Origin of the sequence: Pseudomonas mosselii (genome assembly GCF_003205295.1) — a bacterium.
GTDB lineage: Bacteria > Pseudomonadota > Gammaproteobacteria > Pseudomonadales > Pseudomonadaceae > Aquipseudomonas > Aquipseudomonas mosselii_B.
In genome coordinates, this window is record NZ_QJRP01000018.1 from 59,541 (window position 1) to 83,573 (window position 24,033).

20 protein-coding genes are annotated in these 24,033 nt (G+C 63.9%); 4 read left to right on the plus strand and 16 right to left on the minus strand.

Annotated features, from left to right (window positions below; genetic code table 11):
• Window positions 1–52 precede the first annotated feature (52 nt).
• From DMX06_RS17545 to acs, 15 genes are all read right to left on the minus strand, one after another.
• Window positions 53–1,288: an aspartate kinase gene (locus tag DMX06_RS17545; RefSeq protein ID WP_028691060.1), complete on the minus strand. Its 1,236-nt coding sequence runs from the start codon at window positions 1,286–1,288 to the stop codon at window positions 53–55.
• Window positions 1,289–1,371: 83 nt separating this feature from the next.
• The gene (gene alaS, locus DMX06_RS17550) at window positions 1,372–3,996 is read right to left on the minus strand and encodes an alanine--tRNA ligase (protein ID WP_146232214.1); all 2,625 of its coding nucleotides are present in this window, start codon (window positions 3,994–3,996) and stop codon (window positions 1,372–1,374) included.
• Window positions 3,997–4,417: 421 nt separating this feature from the next.
• Complete coding sequence (gene astE / locus DMX06_RS17555; RefSeq protein WP_110738610.1) at window positions 4,418–5,425, minus strand: succinylglutamate desuccinylase; 1,008 nt, start codon at window positions 5,423–5,425, stop codon at window positions 4,418–4,420.
• Window positions 5,426–5,435: 10 nt separating this feature from the next.
• Window positions 5,436–5,726 carry a hypothetical protein gene (locus DMX06_RS17560; RefSeq protein ID WP_011534960.1) on the minus strand — a complete coding sequence of 97 codons (291 nt, stop codon included), beginning with the start codon at window positions 5,724–5,726 and terminating at the stop codon, window positions 5,436–5,438.
• Window positions 5,727–5,741: 15 nt separating this feature from the next.
• A complete protein-coding gene (astB, locus tag DMX06_RS17565; RefSeq protein ID WP_110738611.1) occupies window positions 5,742–7,091 on the minus strand; it encodes an N-succinylarginine dihydrolase in 1,350 nt (449 codons plus the stop codon).
• 23 nt (window positions 7,092–7,114) lie between these two features.
• Window positions 7,115–8,578, minus strand: coding sequence for a succinylglutamate-semialdehyde dehydrogenase (gene astD / locus DMX06_RS17570; RefSeq protein ID WP_110738612.1), 1,464 nt, complete (start codon window positions 8,576–8,578; stop codon window positions 7,115–7,117).
• Window positions 8,579–9,607 carry an arginine N-succinyltransferase gene (astA, locus tag DMX06_RS17575; RefSeq protein WP_110738613.1) on the minus strand — a complete coding sequence of 343 codons (1,029 nt, stop codon included), beginning with the start codon at window positions 9,605–9,607 and terminating at the stop codon, window positions 8,579–8,581.
• 55 nt (window positions 9,608–9,662) lie between these two features.
• A complete protein-coding gene (aruF, locus tag DMX06_RS17580; protein WP_110738614.1) occupies window positions 9,663–10,682 on the minus strand; it encodes an arginine/ornithine succinyltransferase subunit alpha in 1,020 nt (339 codons plus the stop codon).
• Window positions 10,683–10,818: 136 nt separating this feature from the next.
• Window positions 10,819–12,039 (minus strand): aspartate aminotransferase family protein, encoded by a 1,221-nt coding sequence (locus DMX06_RS17585; protein WP_110738615.1) that lies wholly within the window; start codon window positions 12,037–12,039, stop codon window positions 10,819–10,821.
• Between the two features lie 340 nt (window positions 12,040–12,379).
• Window positions 12,380–13,360: a transcriptional regulator ArgR gene (gene argR, locus DMX06_RS17595; RefSeq protein WP_110738616.1), complete on the minus strand. Its 981-nt coding sequence runs from the start codon at window positions 13,358–13,360 to the stop codon at window positions 12,380–12,382.
• Window positions 13,361–13,463: 103 nt separating this feature from the next.
• A complete protein-coding gene (locus DMX06_RS17600; protein WP_023630946.1) occupies window positions 13,464–14,228 on the minus strand; it encodes an ABC transporter ATP-binding protein in 765 nt (254 codons plus the stop codon).
• 22 nt (window positions 14,229–14,250) lie between these two features.
• On the minus strand, window positions 14,251–14,949 hold the full coding sequence (locus DMX06_RS17605; RefSeq protein WP_110738617.1) for an ABC transporter permease: 699 nt from the start codon (window positions 14,947–14,949) through the stop codon (window positions 14,251–14,253).
• Complete coding sequence (locus DMX06_RS17610; protein ID WP_028691070.1) at window positions 14,946–15,635, minus strand: ABC transporter permease; 690 nt, start codon at window positions 15,633–15,635, stop codon at window positions 14,946–14,948. The genes DMX06_RS17605 and DMX06_RS17610 overlap by 4 nt, the downstream gene beginning before the upstream one ends.
• Before the next feature lie 91 nt (window positions 15,636–15,726).
• The gene (locus tag DMX06_RS17615; RefSeq protein WP_050706738.1) at window positions 15,727–16,512 is read right to left on the minus strand and encodes an ABC transporter substrate-binding protein; all 786 of its coding nucleotides are present in this window, start codon (window positions 16,510–16,512) and stop codon (window positions 15,727–15,729) included.
• A gap of 549 nt (window positions 16,513–17,061) precedes the next feature.
• Window positions 17,062–19,023 (minus strand): acetate--CoA ligase, encoded by a 1,962-nt coding sequence (gene acs, locus DMX06_RS17620; RefSeq protein ID WP_110738618.1) that lies wholly within the window; start codon window positions 19,021–19,023, stop codon window positions 17,062–17,064.
• Window positions 19,024–19,429: 406 nt separating this feature from the next.
• Here acs and DMX06_RS17625 point away from each other — a divergent pair, with 406 nt between their 5' ends.
• Entirely contained in the window at window positions 19,430–19,684 is a 255-nt protein-coding gene (locus DMX06_RS17625) for a DUF2790 domain-containing protein (protein ID WP_023630669.1), read from the plus strand.
• A gap of 72 nt (window positions 19,685–19,756) precedes the next feature.
• Here the strand turns inward: DMX06_RS17625 and DMX06_RS17630 are convergent, their stop codons facing one another.
• The gene (locus DMX06_RS17630) at window positions 19,757–21,316 is read right to left on the minus strand and encodes a sigma-54-dependent transcriptional regulator (protein WP_110738619.1); all 1,560 of its coding nucleotides are present in this window, start codon (window positions 21,314–21,316) and stop codon (window positions 19,757–19,759) included.
• A gap of 256 nt (window positions 21,317–21,572) precedes the next feature.
• Between DMX06_RS17630 and phhA the strand changes: the two genes are divergently transcribed.
• Genes phhA through DMX06_RS17645 form a run of 3 tightly spaced genes read left to right on the plus strand, consistent with a single transcriptional unit; the run spans window position 21,573 to window position 23,949 of the window.
• Window positions 21,573–22,361 carry a phenylalanine 4-monooxygenase gene (phhA, locus tag DMX06_RS17635; RefSeq protein WP_110738620.1) on the plus strand — a complete coding sequence of 263 codons (789 nt, stop codon included), beginning with the start codon at window positions 21,573–21,575 and terminating at the stop codon, window positions 22,359–22,361.
• 38 nt (window positions 22,362–22,399) lie between these two features.
• Window positions 22,400–22,756, plus strand: a complete 357-nt coding sequence (locus DMX06_RS17640; RefSeq protein ID WP_110738621.1) for a 4a-hydroxytetrahydrobiopterin dehydratase — start codon at window positions 22,400–22,402, stop codon at window positions 22,754–22,756.
• Window positions 22,753–23,949: an amino acid aminotransferase gene (locus DMX06_RS17645; RefSeq protein WP_181427856.1), complete on the plus strand. Its 1,197-nt coding sequence runs from the start codon at window positions 22,753–22,755 to the stop codon at window positions 23,947–23,949. Before DMX06_RS17640 ends, DMX06_RS17645 begins: the two co-directional genes overlap by 4 nt.
• Window positions 23,950–24,033 lie beyond the last annotated feature (84 nt).

A 24,033-nucleotide genomic window follows, 5' to 3' on the forward strand; every position in this document is an offset into this window, starting at 1 on the left:
AGCGGCCAGAAACGCGAAGGGCGCGGCAAGCCGCGCCCCTCCAGGCAGCGTGTCACTCACCCTGTCGGGCGGGAGCGTCGAGTTCGAACGCGGTGTGCAGCGCGCGTACGGCCAGCTCCAGGTACTTCTCTTCGATCACTACCGAGACCTTGATCTCGGAGGTGGAGATCATCTGGATGTTGATGCTCTCCTTGGCCAGGGCCTCGAACATGCGGCTGGCAACGCCCGCGTGGGAGCGCATGCCGACGCCGACGATCGACACCTTGGCGATCTTGGTGTCGCCGATCACTTCACGCGCGCCGATTTCGCGGGCGGTGTTCTCCAGCACGCTCAGCGCCTTCTCGTACTCGTTGCGGTGCACGGTGAAGGTGAAGTCGGTGGTGTTATCGTGCGAGACGTTCTGCACGATCATGTCGACTTCGATGTTGGCGGCGCTGATCGGGCCGAGGATCTTGAAGGCGACGCCTGGGGTATCCGGGACGCCACGAATGGTCAGCTTGGCCTCATCACGGTTGAAGGCGATACCGGAAATGATCGGCTGTTCCATGGATTCCTCTTCATCAATGGTAATGAGGGTACCCGGACCCTCCTTGAAGCTGTGCAGCACGCGCAGCGGGACGTTGTACTTGCCGGCGAACTCCACCGAGCGGATCTGCAGCACCTTGGAGCCGAGGCTGGCCATTTCCAGCATCTCCTCGAAGGTGATCTTCTCCAGGCGCTGGGCCTGGGGCACCACACGCGGGTCGGTGGTGTAGACGCCATCGACATCAGTGTAGATCTGGCACTCGTCGGCCTTCAGCGCCGCCGCCAGGGCCACGCCGGTGGTGTCGGAGCCGCCACGGCCAAGGGTGGTGATGTTGCCGTGCTCGTCGACGCCCTGGAAACCGGCGACCACCACGACACGGCCGGCCTTGAGGTCGGCGCGGATCTTCTGGTCGTCGATCTGCAGGATGCGCGCCTTGTTGTGCGCGCTGTCGGTGAGGATGCGCACCTGATTGCCGGTGTAGGACACCGCCGGCACGCCGCGCTTCATCAGGGCCATGGACAACAGGGCGATGGTGACCTGCTCGCCGGTCGAGACGATCACGTCCAGCTCGCGGGGTTCGGGCTTGTCGGTGATCTGCTTCGCCAGGTCGATCAAGCGATTGGTTTCCCCGCTCATCGCCGACAGCACAACCACCAGGTCGGTGCCTTGCTCGCGGAATTTCTTGACCTTGTCGGCAACCTGCTCGATCCGCTCGATGGAACCGACAGAGGTGCCGCCAAATTTCTGTACGATCAACGCCATTTCAAAGGTGCCTCAGCCCTCAAGGGCCCCAAAAAACAATCCAACATGGCGGGGACGCCGACTAGACCGGCGCCCCCTCCATCTCAAAGTCCCTGCTCGGCGAACGGCACGGCCAGGGCCAGCGCCTGGTCCAGCGCGGCGACGTCGACGCCACCGCCCTGGGCCATGTCAGGACGACCACCGCCCTTGCCTCCGACCGCCGCAGCAGCTTGTTTCATCAGGTCGCCAGCCTTGAGTTGGCTGGAGAGGTCCTTGGTCACGCCAGCCACCAGCACGACCTTGCCCTCATGCTCGCTGCCCAGCAGGATCACTGCGTGGCCGAGCTTGTTCTTCAGTTGATCGACGAGCGCCAGCAGCGCCTTGCCGTCCTGCCCATCCAGGCGGGCGGCGAGGACCTTGGCGCCCTTGACCTCAACGGCCGCGTTGGAGAGATCATCCCCGGCGGCGCTGGCGGCCTTGGCCTGCAGCTGCTCGAGCTGCTTTTCCAGCTGGCGGTTGCGCTCGAGCACAGCCGACAGCTTGTCGATCAGGTTGTCGCGATTGCCCTTGACCAGTTGCGCGGCTTCCTTGACCTGCTCTTCGGCAGTGTTCAGGTAGGCCAGCGCGGCGGCGCCGGTGATCGCTTCGATACGGCGCACGCCAGAGGCCACGCCGCCTTCGCTGATGATCTTGAACAGGCTGATGTCGCCGGTGCGCTTGGCGTGGATGCCACCGCACAGCTCGACGGAGAAGTCACCGCCCATGCTCAGCACGCGCACGGTGTCGCCGTACTTCTCACCGAACAGCGCCATGGCACCCTTGGCCTTGGCGGTCTCGATGTCGGTCAGCTCGGTCTGTACCTCGGTGTTGCGACGCACTTCGCGGTTGACGATGTCTTCCAGGGCCTTGATCTGTTCTGGCTTGACCGCCTCGAAGTGGCTGAAGTCGAAACGCAGGCGCTGGCTGTCGACCAGCGAGCCCTTCTGCTGCACATGCTCGCCCAGCACCTGGCGCAGGGCTTCGTGCAGCAGGTGGGTGGCGGAGTGGTTCAGCGAGGTGGCGTGCTGCACCTCGGCATCGACGCGGGCATCAACCGTGGCGCCGACGGTCAGCGCGCCGCTGGCGACCACGCCGTGGTGCAGGAAGGCACCGCCGGTCTTGGTGGTGTCGCGCACGTCGAAGCGCACGGCGCCGGCCTGCAGGTAGCCGCTGTCACCGACCTGGCCACCGGACTCGGCGTAGAACGGGGTGCGGTCGAGGACCACGACGCCCTCCTCGCCTTCAGCCAGTTGTTCGACGGCCTGGCCGTCCTTGTACAGGGCGATGACCTTGCCCTGACCTTCGGTGGCGTCATAGCCGAGGAAGTCGGTGGCGGTGTCGACCTTGACCAGGCTGTTGTAGTCCATGCCGAAGGCGCTGGCGGAACGGGCACGCTCGCGCTGGGCCTCCATCTCGCGCTCGAAGCCGGCTTCATCGATGGTCAGCTCGCGCTCGCGGGCGATGTCGGCGGTCAGGTCCATGGGGAAGCCGTAGGTGTCGTACAGCTTGAACACCACGTCGCCCGGCACGACCTGGCCCTGCAGTTGGGCCAGGTCCTGCTCGAGGATGCGCAGGCCCTGCTCGAGGGTCTTGGCGAACTGCTCTTCCTCGGTCTTGAGCACGCGCTCGATGTGCGCCTGCTGGCTCTTGAGCTCGGGGAAGGCTTCGCCCATCTCGGCCACCAGCGCGGCGACGATCTTGTGGAAGAAGCTGCCCTTGGCGCCCAGTTTGTTGCCGTGGCGGCAGGCGCGACGAATGATGCGGCGCAGCACGTAGCCGCGGCCTTCGTTGGACGGCAGCACGCCATCGGCGATCAGGAAGCCGCAGGAGCGGATGTGGTCGGCGACCACTTTCAGCGACGGCTGGTCGTCATTGGCGCAACCGATGGCTTTGGCGGCAGCGGCCAGCAGGCTCTGGAACAGGTCGATCTCGTAGTTCGAGTGCACGTGCTGCATCACCGCACTGATGCGCTCCAGGCCCATGCCGGTGTCCACCGACGGCGCCGGCAGCGGGTGCAGGACGCCATCGGCGGTGCGGTTGAACTGCATGAAGACGTTGTTCCAGATCTCGATGTAGCGGTCGCCGTCTTCTTCCGGCGAGCCGGGTGGGCCGCCCCAGATGTCGGCGCCGTGGTCGTAGAAGATCTCGGTGCACGGGCCACACGGGCCGGTGTCGCCCATGGTCCAGAAGTTGTCGGAGGCGTACGGGGCGCCCTTGTTGTCACCGATGCGCACCATGCGCTCGGCCGGCACACCGACTTCCTTGGTCCAGATGTCGTAGGCTTCGTCGTCGCTGGCGTAGACGGTGACCCACAGTTTTTCCTTCGACAGGTTCAGCCACTTGTCCGAAGTCAGGAAGGTCCAGGCGAAGGTGATGGCATCGCGCTTGAAATAGTCGCCGAAGCTGAAGTTGCCCAGCATCTCGAAGAAGGTGTGGTGACGGGCGGTGTAGCCGACGTTTTCCAGGTCGTTGTGCTTGCCACCGGCGCGTACGCACTTCTGGCTGCTCACGGCGCGGGTATAGGCGCGCTTTTCCTGGCCGAGGAAGCAGTCCTTGAACTGGTTCATGCCGGCGTTGGTGAACAGCAGGGTCGGGTCATTGCCCGGGATCAGGGAGCTGGAGGCAACGCGAGTATGTCCCTGCTCTTCGAAGAAGCGGAGGAAGGCTTCACGGATTTCTGCGCTTTTCATAGGTTCTTCCACGGAAACGGCGGCCACACGTCGAATCGACGAAACGACGGCAAAGGGCCGCATTATATCGGTCCTGCAGTCTCGGTGCAGTGTGTTTATGCGATAGAAACCGTCGATTGGACGGTTTGTCGGACTACGGCAATTGAAAACGGCATGACCGCGATGCTAAAGCCAGCGTTTCGCTACTGGCAAGCCAATTACGGTCTCGGGGCGGGGAAAATTAACAGGTTGGTGAATTAAAAGAATTTCATCACCGAAGGGATCCAAAACAGGACGAAGCAAAGCTCGACTGTAGGAGCGGCCTTGTGTCGCGAAAGGGCTGCGTAGCAGCCCCGGGATTTCAATGTTGAGCAAAGATCGCCGGGGTCGCTTTGCGACCCTTTCGCGACACAAGGCCGCTCCTACAGGGATCGCGCAAGGCTTAAGCCAGCCGCTGGCCCGAGTCAGGCACAATGAGGATGCCGGCACGCAGCCCGTTCTTCACCTTGGGGTTGGGGAAGATGATCCGCGCGCCCTCCTCCTCCACCACCCAGCGCGTCTCGGCCAGGTCCTCGGCCAGCAGGTAGCCCTTGCTCAGCTCGGAGAAGTTCTCGATATCTGCCGGCAGGTGCAGGTGGAAGCTGTCGCTGTGCTTGATGATCTCGCGGGCGACGCTGAACAGCTTGAGGCCATCCAGGGACTGTTCGGTTTGCGGCTCGGTATCCTCGATGAGCTGGATCAGGCGCTCCTCGAGCCGGTCGAGGTTGACCTCTTCGTTCTGCCCGAACGGGCGGGCCTTGCCGAGCTCCAGGGTGAAGGCCTCGGCGTCGAGCTGCTCGTAGGTGAACGCGCTGAAGGTGATCGACGACTTGCTCTGCAGCAGGACCGCTTCCATTCCGGCCGCAGCCAGACGGGCCAGCTCGCGACGGGAATGCCGGCGACCTTCCTTGTAGGGATACAACGCGAACTGCTCGATCTTGGAACCGCGAATGGCGGTATGCAGGTCGTAATGCAGGCGGGTGCGCTCGGGCTTGCTGAAGAACACCCGAGCGAATTGTTCGAGCTCGGCGGCGCGCAGCGCCTCGAAGCCACTGGAAAGTTCGTGACGGCCATTGAACAGGCGGTTGATGTCCTGCTCGATGAAGCGCTCGCCCTTGCGGATCGCCGCCGGGTTGCCGAACAAGAACAGCACCCGCGCACGCGGCTTGATCTTGCCGTTTGCAACACCGTGCAGCAGCCTCTCAAGCAGCTCGATCGGCGCCGTCTCGTTGCCATGGATACCGGCCGACAACATCAGGTCGAGCCCGCAATCCTCACCTTCGGGAGGGCGCACTTCCAGTGCGCCCTCCCCCAGCCAGCGCAAACGCACGCCCCGGGTGGTCACTTGGGTCTTCTCGGCCGGTTCGTGATCGGTCAGGGTCAGCTCAAGCAGTTTGCCGAGGGCGAGCATAGGCGCTTCCTTAGTGGTGGTGGCCGCAGTCCGGGCCGTGGACGTGGTCGTCGTCACCGGCAACGTCGGCCGGTTCCATTTCCAGTTGCAGACTGACCAGGTTGGTGGCCATCGGGCGCAGCAGCAGGTTGGCGTACTCGGTGTCGTCTTCCTCGACATCGACGCCGATCAGCAACTGGCCGCGGCCGTCCTGCTGGATCCACACTTCCTTGCCTTGCCAGACCACGGCAAAACGGGTGCACGAGGTTTCCAGCTGGGTGCCGTCTTCATCTTCCAGGATCAGGCGCAGGGCGTCGGACATTGCAATTTCTCTCTATCAAGGTTGGCGTTGGAACGGATACACCGAGCCCAGCTTGAGGATCTGGGTCAGTTCATCCAGGGCCGTGCGGCATTCCACGAGCAGCTGCGGGTCGGCCAGGTCCGCTTCGCCGAGGCGATCGCGGTAATGCTTGTCGACCCACTGCACCAGGGTGTCGTACAGCGAGGCGGTCATGATAACGCCTGGATTGACCGCCGCCAGTTCGTTTTCCTTCAACGCCACACGCAGGCGCAGGCAAGCCGGGCCGCCACCGTTCTGCATGCTCTGCTTGAGGTCGAACACCTTGACCTCCTTGACCGGGCCGCCCTGGCTGGTCAGCTGGCTCAGATAAGCCCAGACGCGCTCGTTGTTGCGGCACTCCTCCGGCACCACCAGCAGCATCGAACCGTCCTCGCGGCTGAGCAGCTGGCTGTTGAACAGGTAGGAACGCACCGCGTCCTCCACCGTCACCGCCGCGCGCGGCACGCAGATACCCTGGAAGTTGCCGCCCTTGCTGGCCAGTTTAGCCTGCAGCTGCCCGAGCACGGTGTCGGTCTCGAGGAACGCGTCCTCGTGGTAGAACAGCACCTCGCCGTTGCCCACCGAAATCACGTCGTTATGGAACACGCCCTGATCGATCACCGCCGGATTCTGTTGAGCGTAGACCACGCCTTCATCGCTCAGCCCATGCAGGCGAGCGACGGCCTGGGAGGCTTCCAGGGTCTGTCGCGCCGGATACTTCTGCGGCGCGGGGTAGCGGCTGTCGAAAGCGCTGCGCCCATAGACGAAGAACTCGACACCGGCCTCGCCGTAGGCGCGGCAGAAGCGGGTGTGGTTGGCCGCGCCCTCGTCACCGAACTGGGCTACCGCCGGCAGCGCCTCATGGTGGGCGAAGACCTTGTCATCGCTGAACATGGCGCCCAGCACGCGGCTGGTGGTCGGGTGCTCGATGCTGCGGTGGTACTTGCAGTTGAGGTTGGCGGCGGTGAAGTGCACACGGCCATCGGCGGTGTCGGCGCTGGGGCTGACGGTGGCGGCGTTGGCCACCCACATGCTCGAGGCCGAGCAACTGGCGACCAGCAGCGGCATGGCGTCTTTGGCCGCACGCTGGATCACTTCGGCATCGCTGCCGGTGAAGCCCAGGCGACGCAGCGCGGCCACATCCGGGCGCTCCTGCGGGGCCAGCACGCCCTGCTTGAAGCCCATTTCCATCAGCGCCTTCATCTTCGCCAGGCCCTGGCGCGCCGCCTCGCGCGGGTTGGAACCCTGCTGGCTGTTGCTCTGCGAGGCCACGTTGCCGTAGGACAGGCCGCCGTAGTTGTGGGTCGGCCCCACCAGGCCATCAAAATTCACTTCAAAGGATTTCATCGGCAAGGCTCCGAGACCTGTTGTTATAGGGTGACGCCCGGCGTCAGGGTCGCCGGCAGTGCAAGGCTCGCGGTCTCCAGCGAAGCCACGGGATAGGCGCAGTAGTCCGCCGCGTAGTAGGCGCTGGCGCGGTGGTTGCCGCTGGCGCCGACGCCCCCGAACGGCGCGCTGCTGGCGGCGCCGGTCAACTGCTTGTTCCAGTTGACGATGCCGGCGCGGCTGCGCAGCCAGAAGTGCTGGTAGCGGGCGTTGGAGTCCGACAGCAGGCCGGCGGCCAGGCCGTACTGGGTATTGTTGGCCTCCTCGATCGCCGCGTCGAAGTCGGCGTAGCGGATCACCTGCAGCAGCGGGCCGAAAAACTCTTCGTCCGGGCGCTCGGTCACGGCGCTGACATCGATGATGCCCGGGGTGAGCAAGGCAGCGTCGGCCTGCGGCTGGGTCATCTCCAGCAGCGCCACGGCGCCCTTGCCGAGCAGTTCGGCCTGGGCCGCCAGCAGTGCGCGGGCTGCCTGCAGCGAAATCACCGACCCCATGAACGGCGCAGGTTGCTGATCGAAGGCACCGACACTGATGCTGCGGCTCACCTCGACCAGGCGCTGGATCAGCGCGTCACCCCAGGCGCCCAGGGGTACCAGCAGTCGGCGGGCGCAGGTGCAGCGCTGGCCGGCGGAGATAAACGCCGACTGGATGATGGTGTACACCGCAGCGTCCAGGTCCTTGACCTCATCGACAACCAGCGGGTTATTGCCACCCATTTCCAGGGCGAGGATCTTGTCCGGGCGGCCGGCGAACTGCTGGTGCAGCAGGTTGCCTGTGCGGCTGGAGCCGGTGAAGAACAAACCGTCGATACCCGGATTGGCGGCCAGCGCCACGCCGGTTTCGCGAGCGCCCTGGACCAGGTTGAGCACACCGGCCGGCAAGCCGGCCTCGATCCAACACTGTACCGTCAGCTCGGCGACCTTGGGGGTCAGCTCGCTGGGCTTGAACACCACGCAGTTGCCGGCCAGCAGCGCCGGAACGATGTGGCCGTTGGGCAGGTGGCCGGGGAAGTTGTACGGGCCGAACACCGCCACCACGCCATGGGGCTTGTGCCGCAGCACGGCGGTGGCGTCGGCCAGCGGGCCGCTCTTCTCGCCGGTGCGCTCGCGGTAGCTCTGCACCGAGATGGCGACCTTGTTGACCATGCTGGTCACTTCGGTGGCCGACTCCCACAGGGGCTTGCCCGTTTCTTCACCGATGCAGCGCGACAGCGCCTCGGCCTTGGCCTTGAGTTTCTCGGCGAAGGCCTCCAGCACGCTGATACGCGCCTCCAGGCTCAGCGATGCCCAGGCCGGGAACGCCTGGCGGGCGGCCTGCACGGCGGCTTCGACCTGGGCGGCGTCGGCGCCCTGCCCTTGCCAGATCACCGCCTGGGTGACGGGGTTGAGCGACTGCAGGGCTTCACCCTGGCCGGCCAGCCAGTGGCCTGCGATGTAATGCGTGGTCATTTACTGGGCCTCCCGACCGGCGGACAGCGGCACCGCGCGGACATTGTCGCCGGCGCCCAGGCGCAGGCGCTTGGCGGTCTGCGGATCGACCACCAGGGTACCTGCCGCCAGGCGCGCCGGTGCGGCCGTGATGCGACAGTCTTCGCGCTTGCGGTTGTGAATGATGTAAGGGGTGGCGTCGTCACCCGGGGTGCCGACGGCCAGTACCAGGTTCTCGCTGTCACGCACGGCGCGGATCTTCGAGGTCTCGCACTCGATCGCGGGACCGGCGTCGAAGATGTCGACGTAGCCCTGGTAGTTGAAGCCTTCGCGCTTGAGCATGGCCAGCGCCGGCTCCGTGTCGGTGTGCACGCGGCCGATGACGTTGCGCGCCGCTTCCGAGAGGAAGCAGGTGTACAGCGGGAACTTGGGCATCAGCTCGGCGATGAACGACTTGTTGCCCACGCCGGTGAGGTAGTCGGCCTGGCTGAACTCCATCTTGAAGAAGTGCCGGCCCAGGCTTTCCCAGAAAGGCGAACGGCCTGCCTCGTCCGACATGCCGCGCATCTCGGCGATGATCTTGTTGCCGAACAGCTGCGGGAACTCGGCGATGAACAGCATCCGCGCCTTGGACAGCAGACGGCCATTGAGGCCGCTGCGGTAGTCGCTGCGCAGGAACAGCGAACACAGCTCGGAGTTGCCTGTCAGGTCGTTGGCCAGGAACAGCGTGGGGATCTCGCGGTAGATGTTCAGCTCCTGAGAGGCGCTGACGGTCAGTCCGACCCGGTAGTTGTACCAGGGCTCGCGCAGGCCGACGGCACCGGCGATGGCGCTGATGCCGACCACCAGGCCTTCGTCGTTCTCCAGCACGAACAGGTAGTCGGTGTCGCCACGCTCGGCTTCGCCGCGAAAGCTCTTTTCGGCCCAACCGACGCGCTGGCCGAGGCGCTCCTCGTTGGCGGGCAGCGTGGTCAGCCCGGTGGTGCCGGTGCTGCGGGCCAATTCGATCAGCGCGGGTAAATCGCTGCTGCGTACAGGACGAACGATCATGCTATCTCCTTGTGCGGCGGTCTGTGCCTGCCGCGAAACTCTCTGTTCCGGCGGTTCAGACCGCGACCAGGCGCACGCTGGCGCCTTCGCCGACACCCAGGGCCTCGGCGGCTTCGCCGCTCAGGCTGACCGGCTTGCCCGGCACCCAGTCCAGCTCCAGCAGCACGGCGCGGTAATCCTGCAGCTGGCCGTTGCACACCAGGTACGGACGGCCGCCCTTGATCGGCGTCTGGTCGAGCTTGACTGGCACCACCCGGCTCTGGGCGATGGAGCGGATGCCCGAGGCGCGGGCGTGCAGGGTCGGGCCGCCGTCGAAGATGTCGATGTAGTGCTCGGTCTCGAAGCCTTCGCGCATGAGTATGTCGAAGGTGATCTGCGCCCGCGGGTGCACCTGGCCCATGGCCTCCTGCGCCTCGTCGGCCAGCAGCGGCACGTAGATCGGGTAGTGCGGCATCAGTTCGGCGAGGAAGGTGCGGCTCTTCAGGCCGCACAGGCGCTCGGCGTCGGCGTAGTTGAGGTCGAAGAAGTTGCGGCCGATGGCGTCCCAGAACGGCGACTCGCCCTGCTCGTCGCTGTAACCGACGATCTCGGTCACTACCGACTCGGCGAAGCGCTCGGGGTGCGCGGCCATGAACAGCAGACGCCCGCGGGAGTTGAGCTCGGCGAAGGCGCTGCTCACCAGTTCCGGCACCACGTAGAAGCTGGTCAGCAAGCTGTTGCCGGTGAGGTCGTGGCACAGTGACAGGACGTGAATCTTGTTGTGGATCTTCAGCTCGCGGGAGGCGTGCACGAAGGTCTCGTTGCGGAAACTGTAGAACGGCTCGGAGTAGCCGGCCGAGGCGACGATGGCCGAGCAGCCGACCAGCTTGCCGGTGGCGCTGTCCTCGAGCACGAAGAAGTAGCTCTCCTCGCCATTGAAGCTGACCTCGGCGGCGAAGGAGGTTTCCGAGGCGGCGATCTTGTCGCCCAGGCGGCCGGCGTCATCCGGCAGCGAGGTGACACCAATGGGGCTGTCGGCAGCCATACGCTGCACTTCGTTCAGATCAGCCATTTGCGCGGGGCGCATCACCAGCATGGTGTCACTCCTTTCGGGAAAGCGTGCCGATCACATCGGCACGAAAAAACGGCGGGCACGCGCCACCACCTGCAAGCAGGTGCCCGCACTGGAATTCAGGTATCGCCGGCCCCGTTTCGGGGCCGGCGAAGGGCGATCAGCCCTTGGTCAGTTTTGCCACGGCACGTTCGAAACGATCCAGGCCTTCGTCGATGTCGGCATCCTCGACCACCAGGCTCGGGGCGAAGCGCACCACGTCAGGACCTGCCTGCAGGACCATCACGCCTTCTTTCTCGGCGGCATTGAGGATGTCCTTGGCCTTGCCTTTCCAGGCCTCGCTCAGCACGCAGCCGATCAGCAGGCCGACGCCGCGCACCTGGGTGAACAGGCCGGTTTGCTGGCCGATCTTCTCCAGGCGGGTCTTGAAGCGCTCATGCTTGGCCTTGATACCCGCCAGGGTTTCAGGCGTGTTGATCACATCCAGCACCGCACAGGCGACGGCGCAGCCCAATGGGTTGCCACCGTAGGTGGTGCCGTGGGTGCCGACCGCCAGGTGTTTGGCGATATCACTGGTGGTCAGCATGGCGCCGATCGGGAAACCGCCGCCCAGGCTCTTGGCGCTGGTCAGGATGTCCGGGGTGACGCCATAGTGCTGGTAGGCGTACAGCGAGCCGGTACGGCCGACGCCGGTCTGCACTTCGTCGAAGATCAGCAGGGCGTTGTGCTCGTCGCACAGCTTGCGCGCGCCTTCCAGGTAGGCCTTGTCGGCCGGGACCACGCCGCTCTCGCCCTGGATCGGCTCGATGACCACGGCGCAGGTCTTGTCGGAAATCTGTGCCTTCAGCGCTTCCAGGTCGTTGTACGGCACATGGCTGATACCGGTGATCTTCGGCCCGAAGCCGTCGGAGTACTTGGGCTGGCCACCGACGCTGACGGTGAACAGGGTGCGACCGTGGAAGCTGTTCACGGTGGCAATGATCTCGTGCTTCTCCGGGCCGAAGCGGTCGTGGGCGACGCGACGGGCCAGCTTGAAGGCGGCCTCGTTGGACTCGGCGCCGGAGTTGCAGAAGAACGCGCGCTCGGCAAAGGTCGCGTCCACCAGTTTGTGCGCCAGGCGCAGGGCCGGCTCGTTGGTGAACACGTTGGAGACGTGCCAGAGGGTGTTGGCCTGCTCGGTGAGCGCCTTGACCAGCGCCGGGTGGCAGTGGCCCAGGGCGTTAACCGCGATGCCGCCGGCGAAGTCGATCAACTCGCGACCGGTCTGGTCCCAGACTCGGGAACCCTCGCCTCGTACAGGAATGAAGGCCGCCGGGGAGTAGTTGGGAACCATGACCTGGTCGAAATCGGCACGTTGCACCGGGGCTTGCTCAACGGACATCTGAGTCTCCTGAAGAGGAACGCTGGCCAGGAAGTGGCGAGCGATGAGGGGATTGTAAGGACTGATCGGCGCCTGTCCTTGCTGCCAGGCGACAACTTGTTACAGCGCCAAACCGTGTTTTCACGCGGTTTTCGGCAATGCGACAAACAGTGTCGCAATCGCGCAGTGTAACGGGAGATAGGAATCGGGTGAACGACCGTTCACATATGAAAAGAGGTTGCCTGCACCGGCCTCTTCGCGGGTAAACCCGCTCCCACAGGATGGCACCGTACCTGAAAACAGCAGATTGCCTGTGGGAGCGGGTTTACCCGCGAAGAGGCCGGCACAGACAATAGAGAAATCAGCCCCGCTCGGCCGGCGCCGAACTCAGCTCGAACGGGCTGCTGCTGCGCCGCTGGTTACGGTCTTCACGCGGTGTGGCGCCAAAGAAATTGCGGTACGCACTGGAGAAATGCGGCCCCGAGGAGAAACCGCAGGACAATCCGATCTGGATGATCGACTTGCTGGTCTGCATCAGCATCTGCCGTGCCTTGTTCAGGCGCAGTTCCAGGTAATACTGACTGGGCACGCGATTGAGGTACTGCTTGAAGATCCGCTCCAGCTGGCGACGGGACACGCACACATGCTGGGCGATCTCGTCGGTGGTCAGCGGCTCCTCGATATTGGCCTCCATCAGCAGCACCGCCTGGGTGAGCTTGGGGTGGCTGGAGCCCAGGCGATTCTGCAACGGAATGCGCTGGCGCTCACCCCCTTCACGGATACGCTCGACCACCAGCTCTTCCGACACCGCGCCCGCCAGCTCCGCGCCATGATCGCGCGCCAGCACCGCCAGCAGCAGGTCGGTCACCGCCATGCCGCCGCAGGCGGTCAGGCGATCACGGTCCCAGTCGAACAGGTGGCTGGTGGCGATCACCTTGGGGTAGCGCTCGGCAAAATCGTCCTGCCAACGCCAGTGCACCGCAGCGCGGTAGCCATCGAGCAGGCCCAGCGCCGCCAGCGGGTACACGCCGGCGGACAGGCCACCGATCATGCAGCCGCTGCGCGCCAGCTGCTTGAGCGCGGCGGACAACGACGATCCAATGGCCGCCGGCGGCTCGTCGGCCAGCAGGAACAGCTTGTGGCAACCCTCAAGACGACCGTTCCAGGCCTCGCCCGGCAGGCGCCAGGCACCCTCCTGCACGGCTTCGGCCTGCAGGTAGGCCAGCTCGTAGACCACATCCGGATGCACCCGCTGGGCCACCTGCAGCACCTCGTCGGCCAACGCCAGGGTCAGCGGCTTGGTGCTTGGCCAGATAAGAAATCCGATTCGCTGGGTGGTCATAGGGCGTGGTCCGAAACCTGGAAGGAAGGGTTCGCGCTTGTGGCGCCAGGGCATGCCGCGCGGATGGCGCAGCATGCCCCATTATGGTGCAAATGTGCAGCGATTACTTGAGGCTGCCGGAAAGGAACTGCTTGAGGCGCTCGGACTGCGGATTGACCAGCACCTCGCGCGGACAGCCGCGCTCCTCCACCAGCCCCTTGTGCAGGAACACCAGCTGGTTGGACACCTCGCGGGCAAAGCCCATCTCGTGGGTGACCACAACCATGGTGCGGCCCTCCTGGGCCAGCGACTGCATGACCTTGAGCACATCGCCCACCAGCTCCGGATCGAGCGCTGAGGTCGGCTCGTCGAACAGCATCACCTCAGGCTCCATGGCCAGGGCGCGGGCGATGGCCACGCGCTGCTGCTCGCCGCCGGACATGTGGCCGGGGAAGGCATCCTTGCGATGGGACACGCCGACCTTGGCCAGGTAGTGCTCGGCCTTCTCCAGCGCTTCCTTCTTGTTCACGCCCAGCACATGCACCGGCGCCTCGATGACGTTTTCAAGCGCGGTCATGTGCGACCACAAGTTGAAATGCTGGAACACCATCGACAGGCGCGAACGCATGCGCTGCAGCTGTTTCGGGTCGGCGGCCTTGAGCGCGCCGTCCTTGCCGGCCACCAGCTTGAGCTCTTCGTTGTTGAGCAGGATCTTGCCCGCGTGCGGCTGCTCCAACAGGTTGATGCAGCGCAGGAAGGTCGATTTGCCCGAGCCGCTGGAACCGATGATGCTGATCACGTCGCCTGCCTTGGCTTCGAGGGAGACGCCCTTGAGCACCTCATGGCTGCCGTAGCGCTTGTGCAGGTCTTGGATTTGGAGTTTGTACATGCTGTCGGATCTCACAGAGCGGTCAGTGCTTGCGCGGCGCCAGGTAGCCGAGCCAGCGGCGTTCGGCCATCTTGAACAGGCGCACGAGGATGAAGGTCAGGCACAGGTAGAACACGCCCGCCGTGATGTAGGCCTCGAAAGGCAGGTAGTACTGGGCGTTGACCGTGCGCGCGGCACCGGTGATGTCGATCAGGGTGACGATCGACGCCAGGCTGGTGGTCTGCAGCATCATGATCACTTCGTTGCTGTACTGCGGCAGTGCCCGGCGCAGCGCCGACGGCAGGAGGATGCGGCGGTACATCTTCATGCGCGACATGCCGATGGCCTTGGCCGCCTCGATTTCGCCATGGGGCGTGGCCTTGAGGCTGCCGGCGATGATCTCGGCGGTGTAGGCGCTGGTGTTGACGGCAAAGGCCAGGCAGGCGCAGAAGGTCGCGCTGGACAGCCACGGCCACAGGAAGCTCTCGCGCACTGCCTCGAACTGGGCCAGACCGTAGTAGATCAGGAACAGCTGCACCAACATCGGCGTGCCGCGGATCACGTAGGTGTACAGCCAGGCGCTCATGTTCACCAGCGGCTGCTTGGAGACGCGCATCAGGCCCAGCGGAACGGCCGCCAACAGGCCGAACAGCAGCGACAGCGCCAGCAGCTTGAGGGTGGTCAGCAGGCCGCCCAGGTACAGCGGCATGGCCTCCCAGATGACGTTGTAGTCGAAGATCATAGTTCAGCCGCCTTGACGCCCACCGAGTAGCGCTTCTCGAGATACTTCAGCGCCAGCAGCGAGACACTGGTCAGCACCAGGTACAACGCCGCCACCGCGAGGAAGAAGGTGAAGGGTTCGCGGGTGGCGTCCGCCGCCTGCTTGGCCTTGAACATCATGTCCTGCAGGCCGACCACCGAAATCAGCGCGGTCGCCTTGGTCAGCACCAGCCAGTTGTTGGTGAAGCCCGGGATCGCCAGGCGGATCATCTGCGGCACCATGATCCGGAAGAACACCTGGACACCGCTCATGCCATAGGCTGCGCCCGCTTCGGCCTGGCCCTTGGGAATACCCAGGAAGGCGCCGCGGAAGGTTTCCGACAGGTAGGCACCGAAAATGAAGCCCAGGGTGCCGATGCCGGCGACCAGCGGGTTCAGGTCGATGTAGTCGTCATAGCCGAGCAGCGGCGCCACCCGGTTGATGATGTCCTGGCCGCCGTAGAAGATCAGCAGGATCAACACCAGATCAGGGATGCCACGGATCACCGTGGAGTACAGATCCCCCAGCCAGGCCAGCCAGCGCACCGGCGACAAGCGCAGCGCCACGCCGATCAGGCCGAGGACAATGGCCAGGGCCATCGACGACAGGGCGAGCTGCAGCGTCAGCCACGCCCCGTCGAGGATGACTGCCCCATAGCCTTTCAACATGATTCGAATTCCTCAGGGCTTGGGAATGAAAAATGGTGCAAACCTCAGAGATTCTGCTGTTTGCACCATTGCACAGGTGAAACTCGATGGCTTACTTCGAGTCTGGACCGTAGATGTCGAAGTTGAAGTACTTCTTCTCGATCTCTTTGTATTTGCCGTTGGCACGGATCGCGTCGATGGCGGCGTTGATGCGCTCGGCGTTGGCGGTGTCGCCCTTGCGCACGGCAATGCCGACGCCGTCACCGAAGTACTTGGTGTCGGTGAAGGCCGGGCCTACGAAGGCGAAGCCCTTGCCGGCGTCGGTCTTCAGGAAACCGTCTTCGAGCAGGGTGGCGTCGGCCACGGTACCGTCAAGGCGACCAGCGGCGACGTCCAGGTAGATTTCGTTCTGGGTGCCATAAGGCACGACGGTGGCGCCTTGCGGGGCCAGGACTTCCTTGGCGAAGCGGTCATGGATCGAACCGCGCTGCACGCCGATCTTCTTGCCCTTGAGCTCGGCCAGGCTGTCGCTGACGGCAGTGCCTTCCTTCATGACCAGGCGCGCCGGGGTCAGGTAGTAGCGCTTGGTGAAGTCGACCGACTTCTTGCGATCATCAGTGATCGACATGGACGACAGGATGGCGTCGATCTTGCGCACCTTCAGTGCCGGGATCAGGCCGTCGAACTCCTGCTCGACCCAGGTGCACTTGGCTTTCATCTGTTCGCACAGGGCGTTGCCGATGTCGTAGTCGAAGCCGGCGAGGCTGCCATCAGGCTGCTTGAAGGCGAAGGGTGGGTAGGCGGCCTCGATACCGATCTTCAACGGCTTCTCATCGGCCTGCGATACCAGGGAAAACACGGAAAGCGCCAGGGCGCCAAGCAGTGCGAGCTTCTTCATCAGGTAACTCCATCGGTACGGGGCAATACAAGGCAGTTGTAACGGCTGCCCGATATGCGAATGGGTACAGCGCGAGCCGCGCAGGTTTCGACCAAGGTCGCAGACCACGAGCGAGTGAGTGGCATTCTAGCGACAGCCCGGTGGTCGATATTTCTTCAAAGCGACAACTAATTACAGAAGCGCCAGGAACCGCGGCGGGCGATATTGACAGCTCCTGCGAGATATGCAAGAGCAAAAGAGAAATAACCTATACCCAAAGCAATAAGCGGGCCCATTATTGGCAAAGCCTTGTATTCCGGCAAGCGCAGCGTGCGACCCCACACAAAATGCTCGCAGCAATGCACTCAAATGGCACATGAATGTTTCCACAAACCCCGCATTTGGGCGAAATCGGTGACAGCCAGGGTTACCGATGAATGTCGGAGTAACAGTCTGCATCAGTAAAGCAAAAACCCCGCCGGGTGTGGGCGGGGCTTTTACTGATGGCCTGATCGCGGGGCAAGCCCGCTCCCACGACCTTCAGGAGCCGACTTGCCGCGATGCTTCGACTCAGGCGGTGGCCAGGCTCATCGCCTTGTGGGTGTCGATCAGGTGCTGCACCACCCCTGGATCGGCCAAGGTGGAAATATCACCCAGCGCGTCGTACTCGCCAGTGGCAATCTTGCGCAGGATGCGGCGCATGATCTTGCCCGAGCGGGTCTTCGGCAGCCCCGGCGCCCACTGGATCACATCCGGCGAAGCAATCGGGCCGATCTCCTTGCGCACCCAGTTCTTCAGCTCCAGGCGCAGCTGCTCGTTCGACTCCTCGCCGGCATTGAGGGTGACATAGACGTAGATGCCCTGCCCCTTGATGTCGTGCGGCACGCCCACCACCGCCGCCTCGGCGACCTTCGGATGCGCCACCATCGCACTCTCGATCTCGGCGGTACCCATGCGATGCCCGGAGACGTTGAGCACATCATCGACGCGGCCGGTGATCCAGTAGTAGCCGTCTTCATCGCGGCGGGCACCGTCACCGGTGAAGTACATGCCACGGAAGGTCTTGAAGTAGGTGTCGACGAAACGGTCGTGGTCGCCATACAGCGAACGCGACTGGCCCGGCCAGGAGTCGAGGATCACCAGGTTGCCCTCGGCGGCACCTTCGATCAGGTTGCCCAGGTTGTCCACCAGCGCTGGCACCACGCCGAAGAATGGACGGGTCGCCGAGCCCGGCTTCAGCGCGGTGGCGCCCGGCAGCGGGCTGATCAGCACACCGCCAGTTTCGGTCTGCCACCAGGTATCGACGATCGGGCAACGCTCTTTGCCGACGGTCTTGTAGTACCAGTTCCAGGCCTCGGGGTTGATCGGCTCGCCCACCGACCCCAGCAGGCGCAGGCTGGAGCCATCGGCACCAGCCACCGCCGCCTCGCCTTCGGCCATCATGGCGCGGATGGCGGTTGGCGCGGTGTAGAGGATGTTGACCTTGTGCTTGTCGACGATCTTCGACACCCGGGTGATGTCCGGGTAGTTCGGCACGCCTTCGAACAGCAGCGTGGTGGCGCCGTTGGCCAGCGGGCCGTAGACGATGTAGCTGTGGCCGGTGACCCAGCCCACGTCGGCAGTGCACCAGTAGACCTCGCCCGGACGGTAGTCGAACACGCGCTCGTGGGTCAGCGCGGCATACACCAGGTAACCGCCGGTGGTGTGCAGCACGCCCTTGGGCTTGCCGGTGGAGCCGGAGGTATAGAGGATGAACAACGCCTCCTCGGCGCCCATCTCTTTCGGCGCGCAGTGGCTGGAGGCAACCTTCATCAGGTCTTCGTACCAGATGTCGCGATGCTGGTGCCAGGCGATGTCGCCACCGGTGCGCTTGCACACGATGATCTTCTGCACGCTGCTGGTTTCAGGGTTGGTCAGGGCCAGGTCGACATTGGCCTTGAGCGGGGTGCGACGACCACCGCGCAGGCCTTCGTCGGCGGTGATCACCACTTTCGACTTGCAGTCGATGATGCGCCCGGCCAGCGCTTCCGGCGAGAAGCCGCCGAACACCACCGAGTGGATCGCGCCGATGCGGGCACAGGCCAGCATGGCGACCACGGCCTCGGGGATCATCGGCATGTAGATGGTCACCACGTCGCCGCGGTGCACGTCCTGGCCCCGCAGGGCGTTGGCGAACTTGCAGACCTGTTCGTGGAGCTCGCGGTAGGTGATGTTGCGGTGCTCGGAAGGGTCGTCGCCCTCCCAGATGATCGCCAGCTGGTCGCCGCGCTCTTCGAGGTGGCGGTCCAGGCAGTTGTAGGAAACGTTCAGAGTGCCGTCGGCGAACCACTTGATGTCGACATGGTGGTCGTCGAACGAGGTCTGCTTGACCTTGGTGAAAGGCTTGATCCAGTCCAGACGCTGGGCCTGCTCGCGCCAGAAGCCGTCCGGGTTGATCACCGATTGCTGGTACATGGCCTTGTAGGTGGCCTCGTCGGTCAGGGTACTGGCCGCAACCTCGGGACGAACGGGATACAGTGGAGCCGCACTCATCTGTGTTACCTCGGTGTAATAGTTGTTTTTGTATGGAACCGTTTGTAACTGTACCAGAGCGGCCAAGACCATTCGACGTTGGTAGTAACGCGACGGGCCGTCGACTCACCGATCAGGCGCGACCGCTCTAGTACATGGCATGCAGCCATCGCCGAGAGGAAAAGACAGGGTTTCGACGGGGATTGTTACAGATTCTGTCAAAAGACTTTATCAAAACCCCCTCTGTTTCAGCCGTGAGCGCCTCCCTAAAATTCATCTCGCCAGCAACGGCAACGCGATTAACTTGGTAACAGCCCCCACGAAGGCAACGTTAATCCGTACCTCATCCCAATAGTTGAAACTTGCTGTACTCGCGGCGCCATAAGCGCCGCGTGCCCCCTCACGACCTTAGACAGGTAACTTGAAAATGAAAGCTTTACTGGTATTGGTACTTGGCGGTTTTTGCGGCGCGGCATTGGCCGGCGAAGCAAAAGATGTCGAGCAGATTCCGGTTGAACAGTACAGTTATTCGCAGCACCTGGACATCGCCCGCGTCATCTCCATGAGCGAAGTGCCGAACGTCTGCGAAGTGGTGCCAGCCCGCATGACCTACGAGGACTCCCAGGGCCAGAAGCACATTCTCGAATACCGCGTGATGGGGAACGGTTGTTCCAACGGCTGAGGCCATAGGTTTATCGCGGGACAAGCCCGCTCCCACAGGGTTAAGTGTAACTTTCAAGGTAATTAGCCACACTCACTCCCCCGACTTGCTCAACGAATAATCCCGCAACTTGTTGGCAATGGTCGTATGGGAAACACCCAATCTTTTCCCCAGCGCCCGGCTACTTGTAAATTCACTCATCAAACTTTCCAATACCGCCTTTTCAAACCGCCCGACAATCTGCGAAAGATCACCATCCAGGGAAAACTCGCCCAATGGCTGGCGTGCGCCATAATCCGGCAAACGAATATGTTCGCTCTTCACCACCCCGCCCTCGCACAACGATACCGCCTGAAACAGCACGTTCTCCAGCTGGCGCACGTTGCCCGGCCAATGATATTGAGCAAGCTTGTCCATCGCCGCCGGCGCCAGGCGCGGCATCGGGCAGCCGATCTGCCGGCTGGCCTGGTCAAGGAAGTGCTGCACCAGCCCCTCCAGGCCATCCATGCACTCGCGCAGCGGCGGGATATGCAGCGAAAGCACATTGAGGCGATGGTAGAGGTCCTGGCGGAACTCGCCCCGGGAGCACAACTCGGACAGATCGACCTGGGTCGCGCAAATCACCCGCACATCCAGGTACACCTCCTCGTCACTGCCGACCCGGCGGAAACAGCCATCCTGCAGGAAGCGCAGCAGCTTGACCTGCAAGCGCGGGCTCATCTCCCCGACGCCATCGAGGAACAGCGTGCCACCGGCGGTAAGCTCCAGCAGCCCCAGCTTGCCTTCGGCCCGCGCGCCTTCGAACGCCCCCGGGCCATAGCCGAACAGCTCAGTCTCGGCCATCGACTCTGGCAGGCCGGCGCAGTTGAGCGCCATCAACGGCGCCTGGCCACGAGGGCTGGCCAGGTGGCAGGCGCGCGCCAGCAATTCCTTGCCGGTGCCAGTCTCGCCCTCGATCAGCAGCGGCGCATCCAGCGGCGCCATGCGCCGCGCCTCGCGCACCACCGCGGCCATCACCCGCGAGCTCTGGAAAATGCTGTCGAAGCCACGCAGCTCCTGCTTGCGCACGTTGTAGATGCGCTCGCCGATGCGATCGGCGCGATGCAAGGTGATCACCGCGCCCGCCAGGGCCTCGCTGTCGTCATGCTCAGATTGCAACGGCGCGATATCGGCGAGGAACACATCGCCCTTGACCTTGATGCGCAGGCCGTTGATCCGCGACTTGTTGGCGCGGATCAGCTCCGGCAGGTCGAAGTCCTCGACATAGCGCGACAACGGAATGCCCGGCACCTCGTCCACCCGCACCCCGAGCAACTGCGCCGCGCCACGGTTGGCGGCAACGATGCTGCCGCCCATGTCGATCGACAGCACCGGGAAGTCCAGCGCGCCCAACAACGCGTTCAGCTCCATGTGCCGGCGCTCGCTGGGCATCAGGCCGACGCGCTTGACGCCAAACACCCCGGCGATCGACTCGAACTTCGGCCGCAGGGCCTGGAACTGCAGGTTGATCAGGTTCGGGCAGTGCAGGTAGATGGCGTTGCCATGATCGCCGCCCACCTCGCCGCGCAGCACGTTGATGCCGTACTCCACCAACAGGTTGAGGATGTCCCGCAGGATGCCGATGCGGTTCTGGCAGTGCACTTTGATACGCATGAAAGCTCTCGAAGCGGCCAAGATTTTTACTCGGCACGCGGAAAAGTCGTAAAGATAAGCTGACAGATTCACCCTTCTGCCCAGCTCGATGCCCGTGATTTTCCGGCACAAGGGCATTTTTGTAAAATTATCGTTACGAATTCAGGACCAGCGGATAGCCACGAGCGGCTTCAACCCCGGTGCAAAGCCGCGTTTGTAGGGATATTCCTAAGGTATGTCCTGTACATAACAAGAACGCCCTCACCAGGAGAGCCACATGAAACAGACGCAATACGTGGCACGCGAGCCCGATGCGCATGGTTTTATCGACTACCCGCAGCAAGAGCATGCGGTGTGGAACACCCTGATCACTCGCCAACTGAAAGTGATCGAAGGCCGGGCATGCCAGGAATACCTGGACGGCATCGAGCAGCTCAAGCTACCCCATGACCGCATCCCCCAGCTCGGCGAAGTCAACAAGGTGCTGGGCGCCACCACAGGCTGGCAGGTCGCCCGCGTACCGGCGCTGATCCCCTTCCAGACCTTCTTCGAACTGCTGGCCAGCAAGCGCTTCCCGGTCGCCACCTTCATCCGCACCCCGGAAGAGCTGGACTACCTGCAGGAACCCGACATCTTCCACGAGATCTTCGGCCACTGCCCGCTGCTGACCAACCCCTTCTTTGCCGAGTTCACCCACACCTACGGCAAGTTGGGCCTGGCGGCGACCAAGGAACAGCGTGTGTACCTGGCGCGCCTGTACTGGATGACCATCGAGTTCGGCCTGATGGAGACCGCGCAGGGTCGCAAGATCTATGGCGGCGGCATCCTCTCCTCGCCGAAGGAGACCGTCTACAGCCTGTCCGGCGAGCCCGAGCACCAGGCCTTCGACCCGATCGAAGCCATGCGCACGCCGTACCGCATCGATATCCTGCAGCCCCTGTACTTCGTCCTGCCGAACATGAAGCGCCTGTTCGACCTGGCCCACGAAGACATCATGGCCATGGTCCACCAGGCCATGCAGCTGGGCCTGCACGCACCGAAGTTTCCACCCAAGGTCGCCGCCTGAGCGCCCCTGTCGATAACAACTCAAACCGGAAAACACCCATGAATGCCTTGAACCAAGCCCACTGCGAAGCCTGCCGCGCCGATGCGCCGAAAGTCACCGACGACGAACTGGCGGTACTGATCCGCGAGATCCCGGACTGGAACATCGAAGTCCGCGACGGCCACATGGAGCTCGAGCGCGTATTCCTGTTCAAGAACTTCAAGCACGCCCTGGCCTTCACCAACGCCGTTGGCGAAATCGCCGAAGCCGAAGGCCATCACCCGGGTCTGCTGACCGAGTGGGGCAAGGTCACCGTGACTTGGTGGAGCCACTCGATCAAGGGCCTGCACCGCAACGACTTCATCATGTGCGCGCGCACCGACGAGGTCGCCAAAACCGCCGAAGGGCGCAAGTGATGCACTTCGCGGCCATCGGACGGGTCCCTGGCGACCCGATCCTGGGGCTGATGGAGGCCTACGCCCGCGACGAGAATCCGGCCAAGTTCGACCTGGGGGTCGGCGTGTTCAAGGACGCCCAGGGCCTGACGCCGATTCCCGCAGCGGTCAAGCAGGCCGAGCAGCGCCTGGTCGAACGCCAGACCACCAAAAGCTACATCGGTGGCCATGGTGACGCGGCGTTCGGGCGCCTGATCAGCGAACTGGTGCTGGGCAGCGAATCGCCGTTGCTGGCCAGCCAGCGCGCCGGCGCTACCCAGACGCCAGGCGGAACCGGCGCCCTGCGTCTGACGGCGGAGTTCATCGCCCATTGCCTGCCAGGGCGTGGCATCTGGCTGAGCGACCCGACCTGGCCGATCCACGAGACGATCTTCGCCGGCGCCGGGCTCAAGGTGTCCCACTATCCCTACGTGGGCAAGGACAACCGCCTGAACGTCGACGGCATGCTCGCCGCACTGGAACAGGCACCGGAAGGTGATGTGGTGCTGCTGCACGCCTGCTGCCACAACCCGACTGGGTTCGATCTGAACCAGGACGAGTGGCGCGCAGTGCTCGACATCGTCAAGCGACGCAACCTGCTGGCGCTGATCGATTTTGCCTACCAGGGCTTCGGTGACGGCCTGGAGGAAGACGCCTGGGCGGTGCGCCTGTTTGCCGCCGAGTTGCCGGAACTGTTGGTCACCAGCTCCTGCTCGAAGAACTTCGGTCTGTACCGCGATCGCACCGGCGCCCTGCTGGTATGCAGCCACGATGCCGAGAAACTGCAGGATGTACGCAGCCAGCTGGCGTTCATTGCGCGCAACCTGTGGTCAACGCCACCGGACCATGGCGCGGCGGTGGTTGCCGAGATCCTCGGTGATCCGGCACTCAAGGCGTTGTGGGTCGAAGAAGTGAACGCCATGCGCCAGCGCATCGCCGAGCTTCGCGAAGGCCTGGTGCAGGCACTGGCCCCCCACGGCCTGGCCGAGCGCTTCGCGCACATCGCCGCGCAACGCGGGATGTTCTCCTACACCGGGCTGAACCCCGAGCAAGTGCGCCTGCTGCGTGAGCGGCACAGCGTGTACATGGTCGGTACCGGCCGGGCGAATATCGCCGGGGCGGATGCACGACGCCTGGAGCAATTGGCGACGGCCATCGCCGACGCCTGTCGCTGATATCGCAGTACCTGTGGGAGCGGCTTTAGCCGCGAAGCAAGCGACGCGGTGGATGGCACCGGCTTCGCCGGTGTTCGCGGGTAA

Excerpts from the sequence above, each read along its gene's own strand:
- DMX06_RS17545 (WP_028691060.1), bottom strand. The coding sequence starts at position 1,288 with ATGGCGTTGATCGTACAGAAATTTGGCGGCACCTCTGTCGGTTCCATC.
- alaS (WP_146232214.1), bottom strand. The coding sequence starts at position 3,996 with ATGAAAAGCGCAGAAATCCGTGAAGCCTTCCTCCGCTTCTTCGAAGAG.
- astE (WP_110738610.1), bottom strand. The coding sequence starts at position 5,425 with ATGCTCGCCCTCGGCAAACTGCTTGAGCTGACCCTGACCGATCACGAA.
- DMX06_RS17560 (WP_011534960.1), bottom strand. The coding sequence starts at position 5,726 with ATGTCCGACGCCCTGCGCCTGATCCTGGAAGATGAAGACGGCACCCAG.
- astB (WP_110738611.1), bottom strand. The coding sequence starts at position 7,091 with ATGAAATCCTTTGAAGTGAATTTTGATGGCCTGGTGGGGCCGACCCAC.
- astD (WP_110738612.1), bottom strand. The coding sequence starts at position 8,578 with ATGACCACGCATTACATCGCAGGCCACTGGCTGGCCGGCCAGGGTGAA.
- astA (WP_110738613.1), bottom strand. The coding sequence starts at position 9,607 with ATGATCGTTCGTCCTGTACGCAGCAGCGATTTACCCGCGCTGATCGAA.
- aruF (WP_110738614.1), bottom strand. The coding sequence starts at position 10,682 with ATGCTGGTGATGCGCCCCGCGCAAATGGCTGATCTGAACGAAGTGCAG.
- DMX06_RS17585 (WP_110738615.1), bottom strand. The coding sequence starts at position 12,039 with ATGTCCGTTGAGCAAGCCCCGGTGCAACGTGCCGATTTCGACCAGGTC.
- argR (WP_110738616.1), bottom strand. The coding sequence starts at position 13,360 with ATGACCACCCAGCGAATCGGATTTCTTATCTGGCCAAGCACCAAGCCG.
- DMX06_RS17600 (WP_023630946.1), bottom strand. The coding sequence starts at position 14,228 with ATGTACAAACTCCAAATCCAAGACCTGCACAAGCGCTACGGCAGCCAT.
- DMX06_RS17605 (WP_110738617.1), bottom strand. The coding sequence starts at position 14,949 with ATGATCTTCGACTACAACGTCATCTGGGAGGCCATGCCGCTGTACCTG.
- DMX06_RS17610 (WP_028691070.1), bottom strand. The coding sequence starts at position 15,635 with ATGTTGAAAGGCTATGGGGCAGTCATCCTCGACGGGGCGTGGCTGACG.
- DMX06_RS17615 (WP_050706738.1), bottom strand. The coding sequence starts at position 16,512 with ATGAAGAAGCTCGCACTGCTTGGCGCCCTGGCGCTTTCCGTGTTTTCC.
- acs (WP_110738618.1), bottom strand. The coding sequence starts at position 19,023 with ATGAGTGCGGCTCCACTGTATCCCGTTCGTCCCGAGGTTGCGGCCAGT.
- DMX06_RS17625 (WP_023630669.1), top strand. The coding sequence starts at position 19,430 with ATGAAAGCTTTACTGGTATTGGTACTTGGCGGTTTTTGCGGCGCGGCA.
- DMX06_RS17630 (WP_110738619.1), bottom strand. The coding sequence starts at position 21,316 with ATGCGTATCAAAGTGCACTGCCAGAACCGCATCGGCATCCTGCGGGAC.
- phhA (WP_110738620.1), top strand. The coding sequence starts at position 21,573 with ATGAAACAGACGCAATACGTGGCACGCGAGCCCGATGCGCATGGTTTT.
- DMX06_RS17640 (WP_110738621.1), top strand. The coding sequence starts at position 22,400 with ATGAATGCCTTGAACCAAGCCCACTGCGAAGCCTGCCGCGCCGATGCG.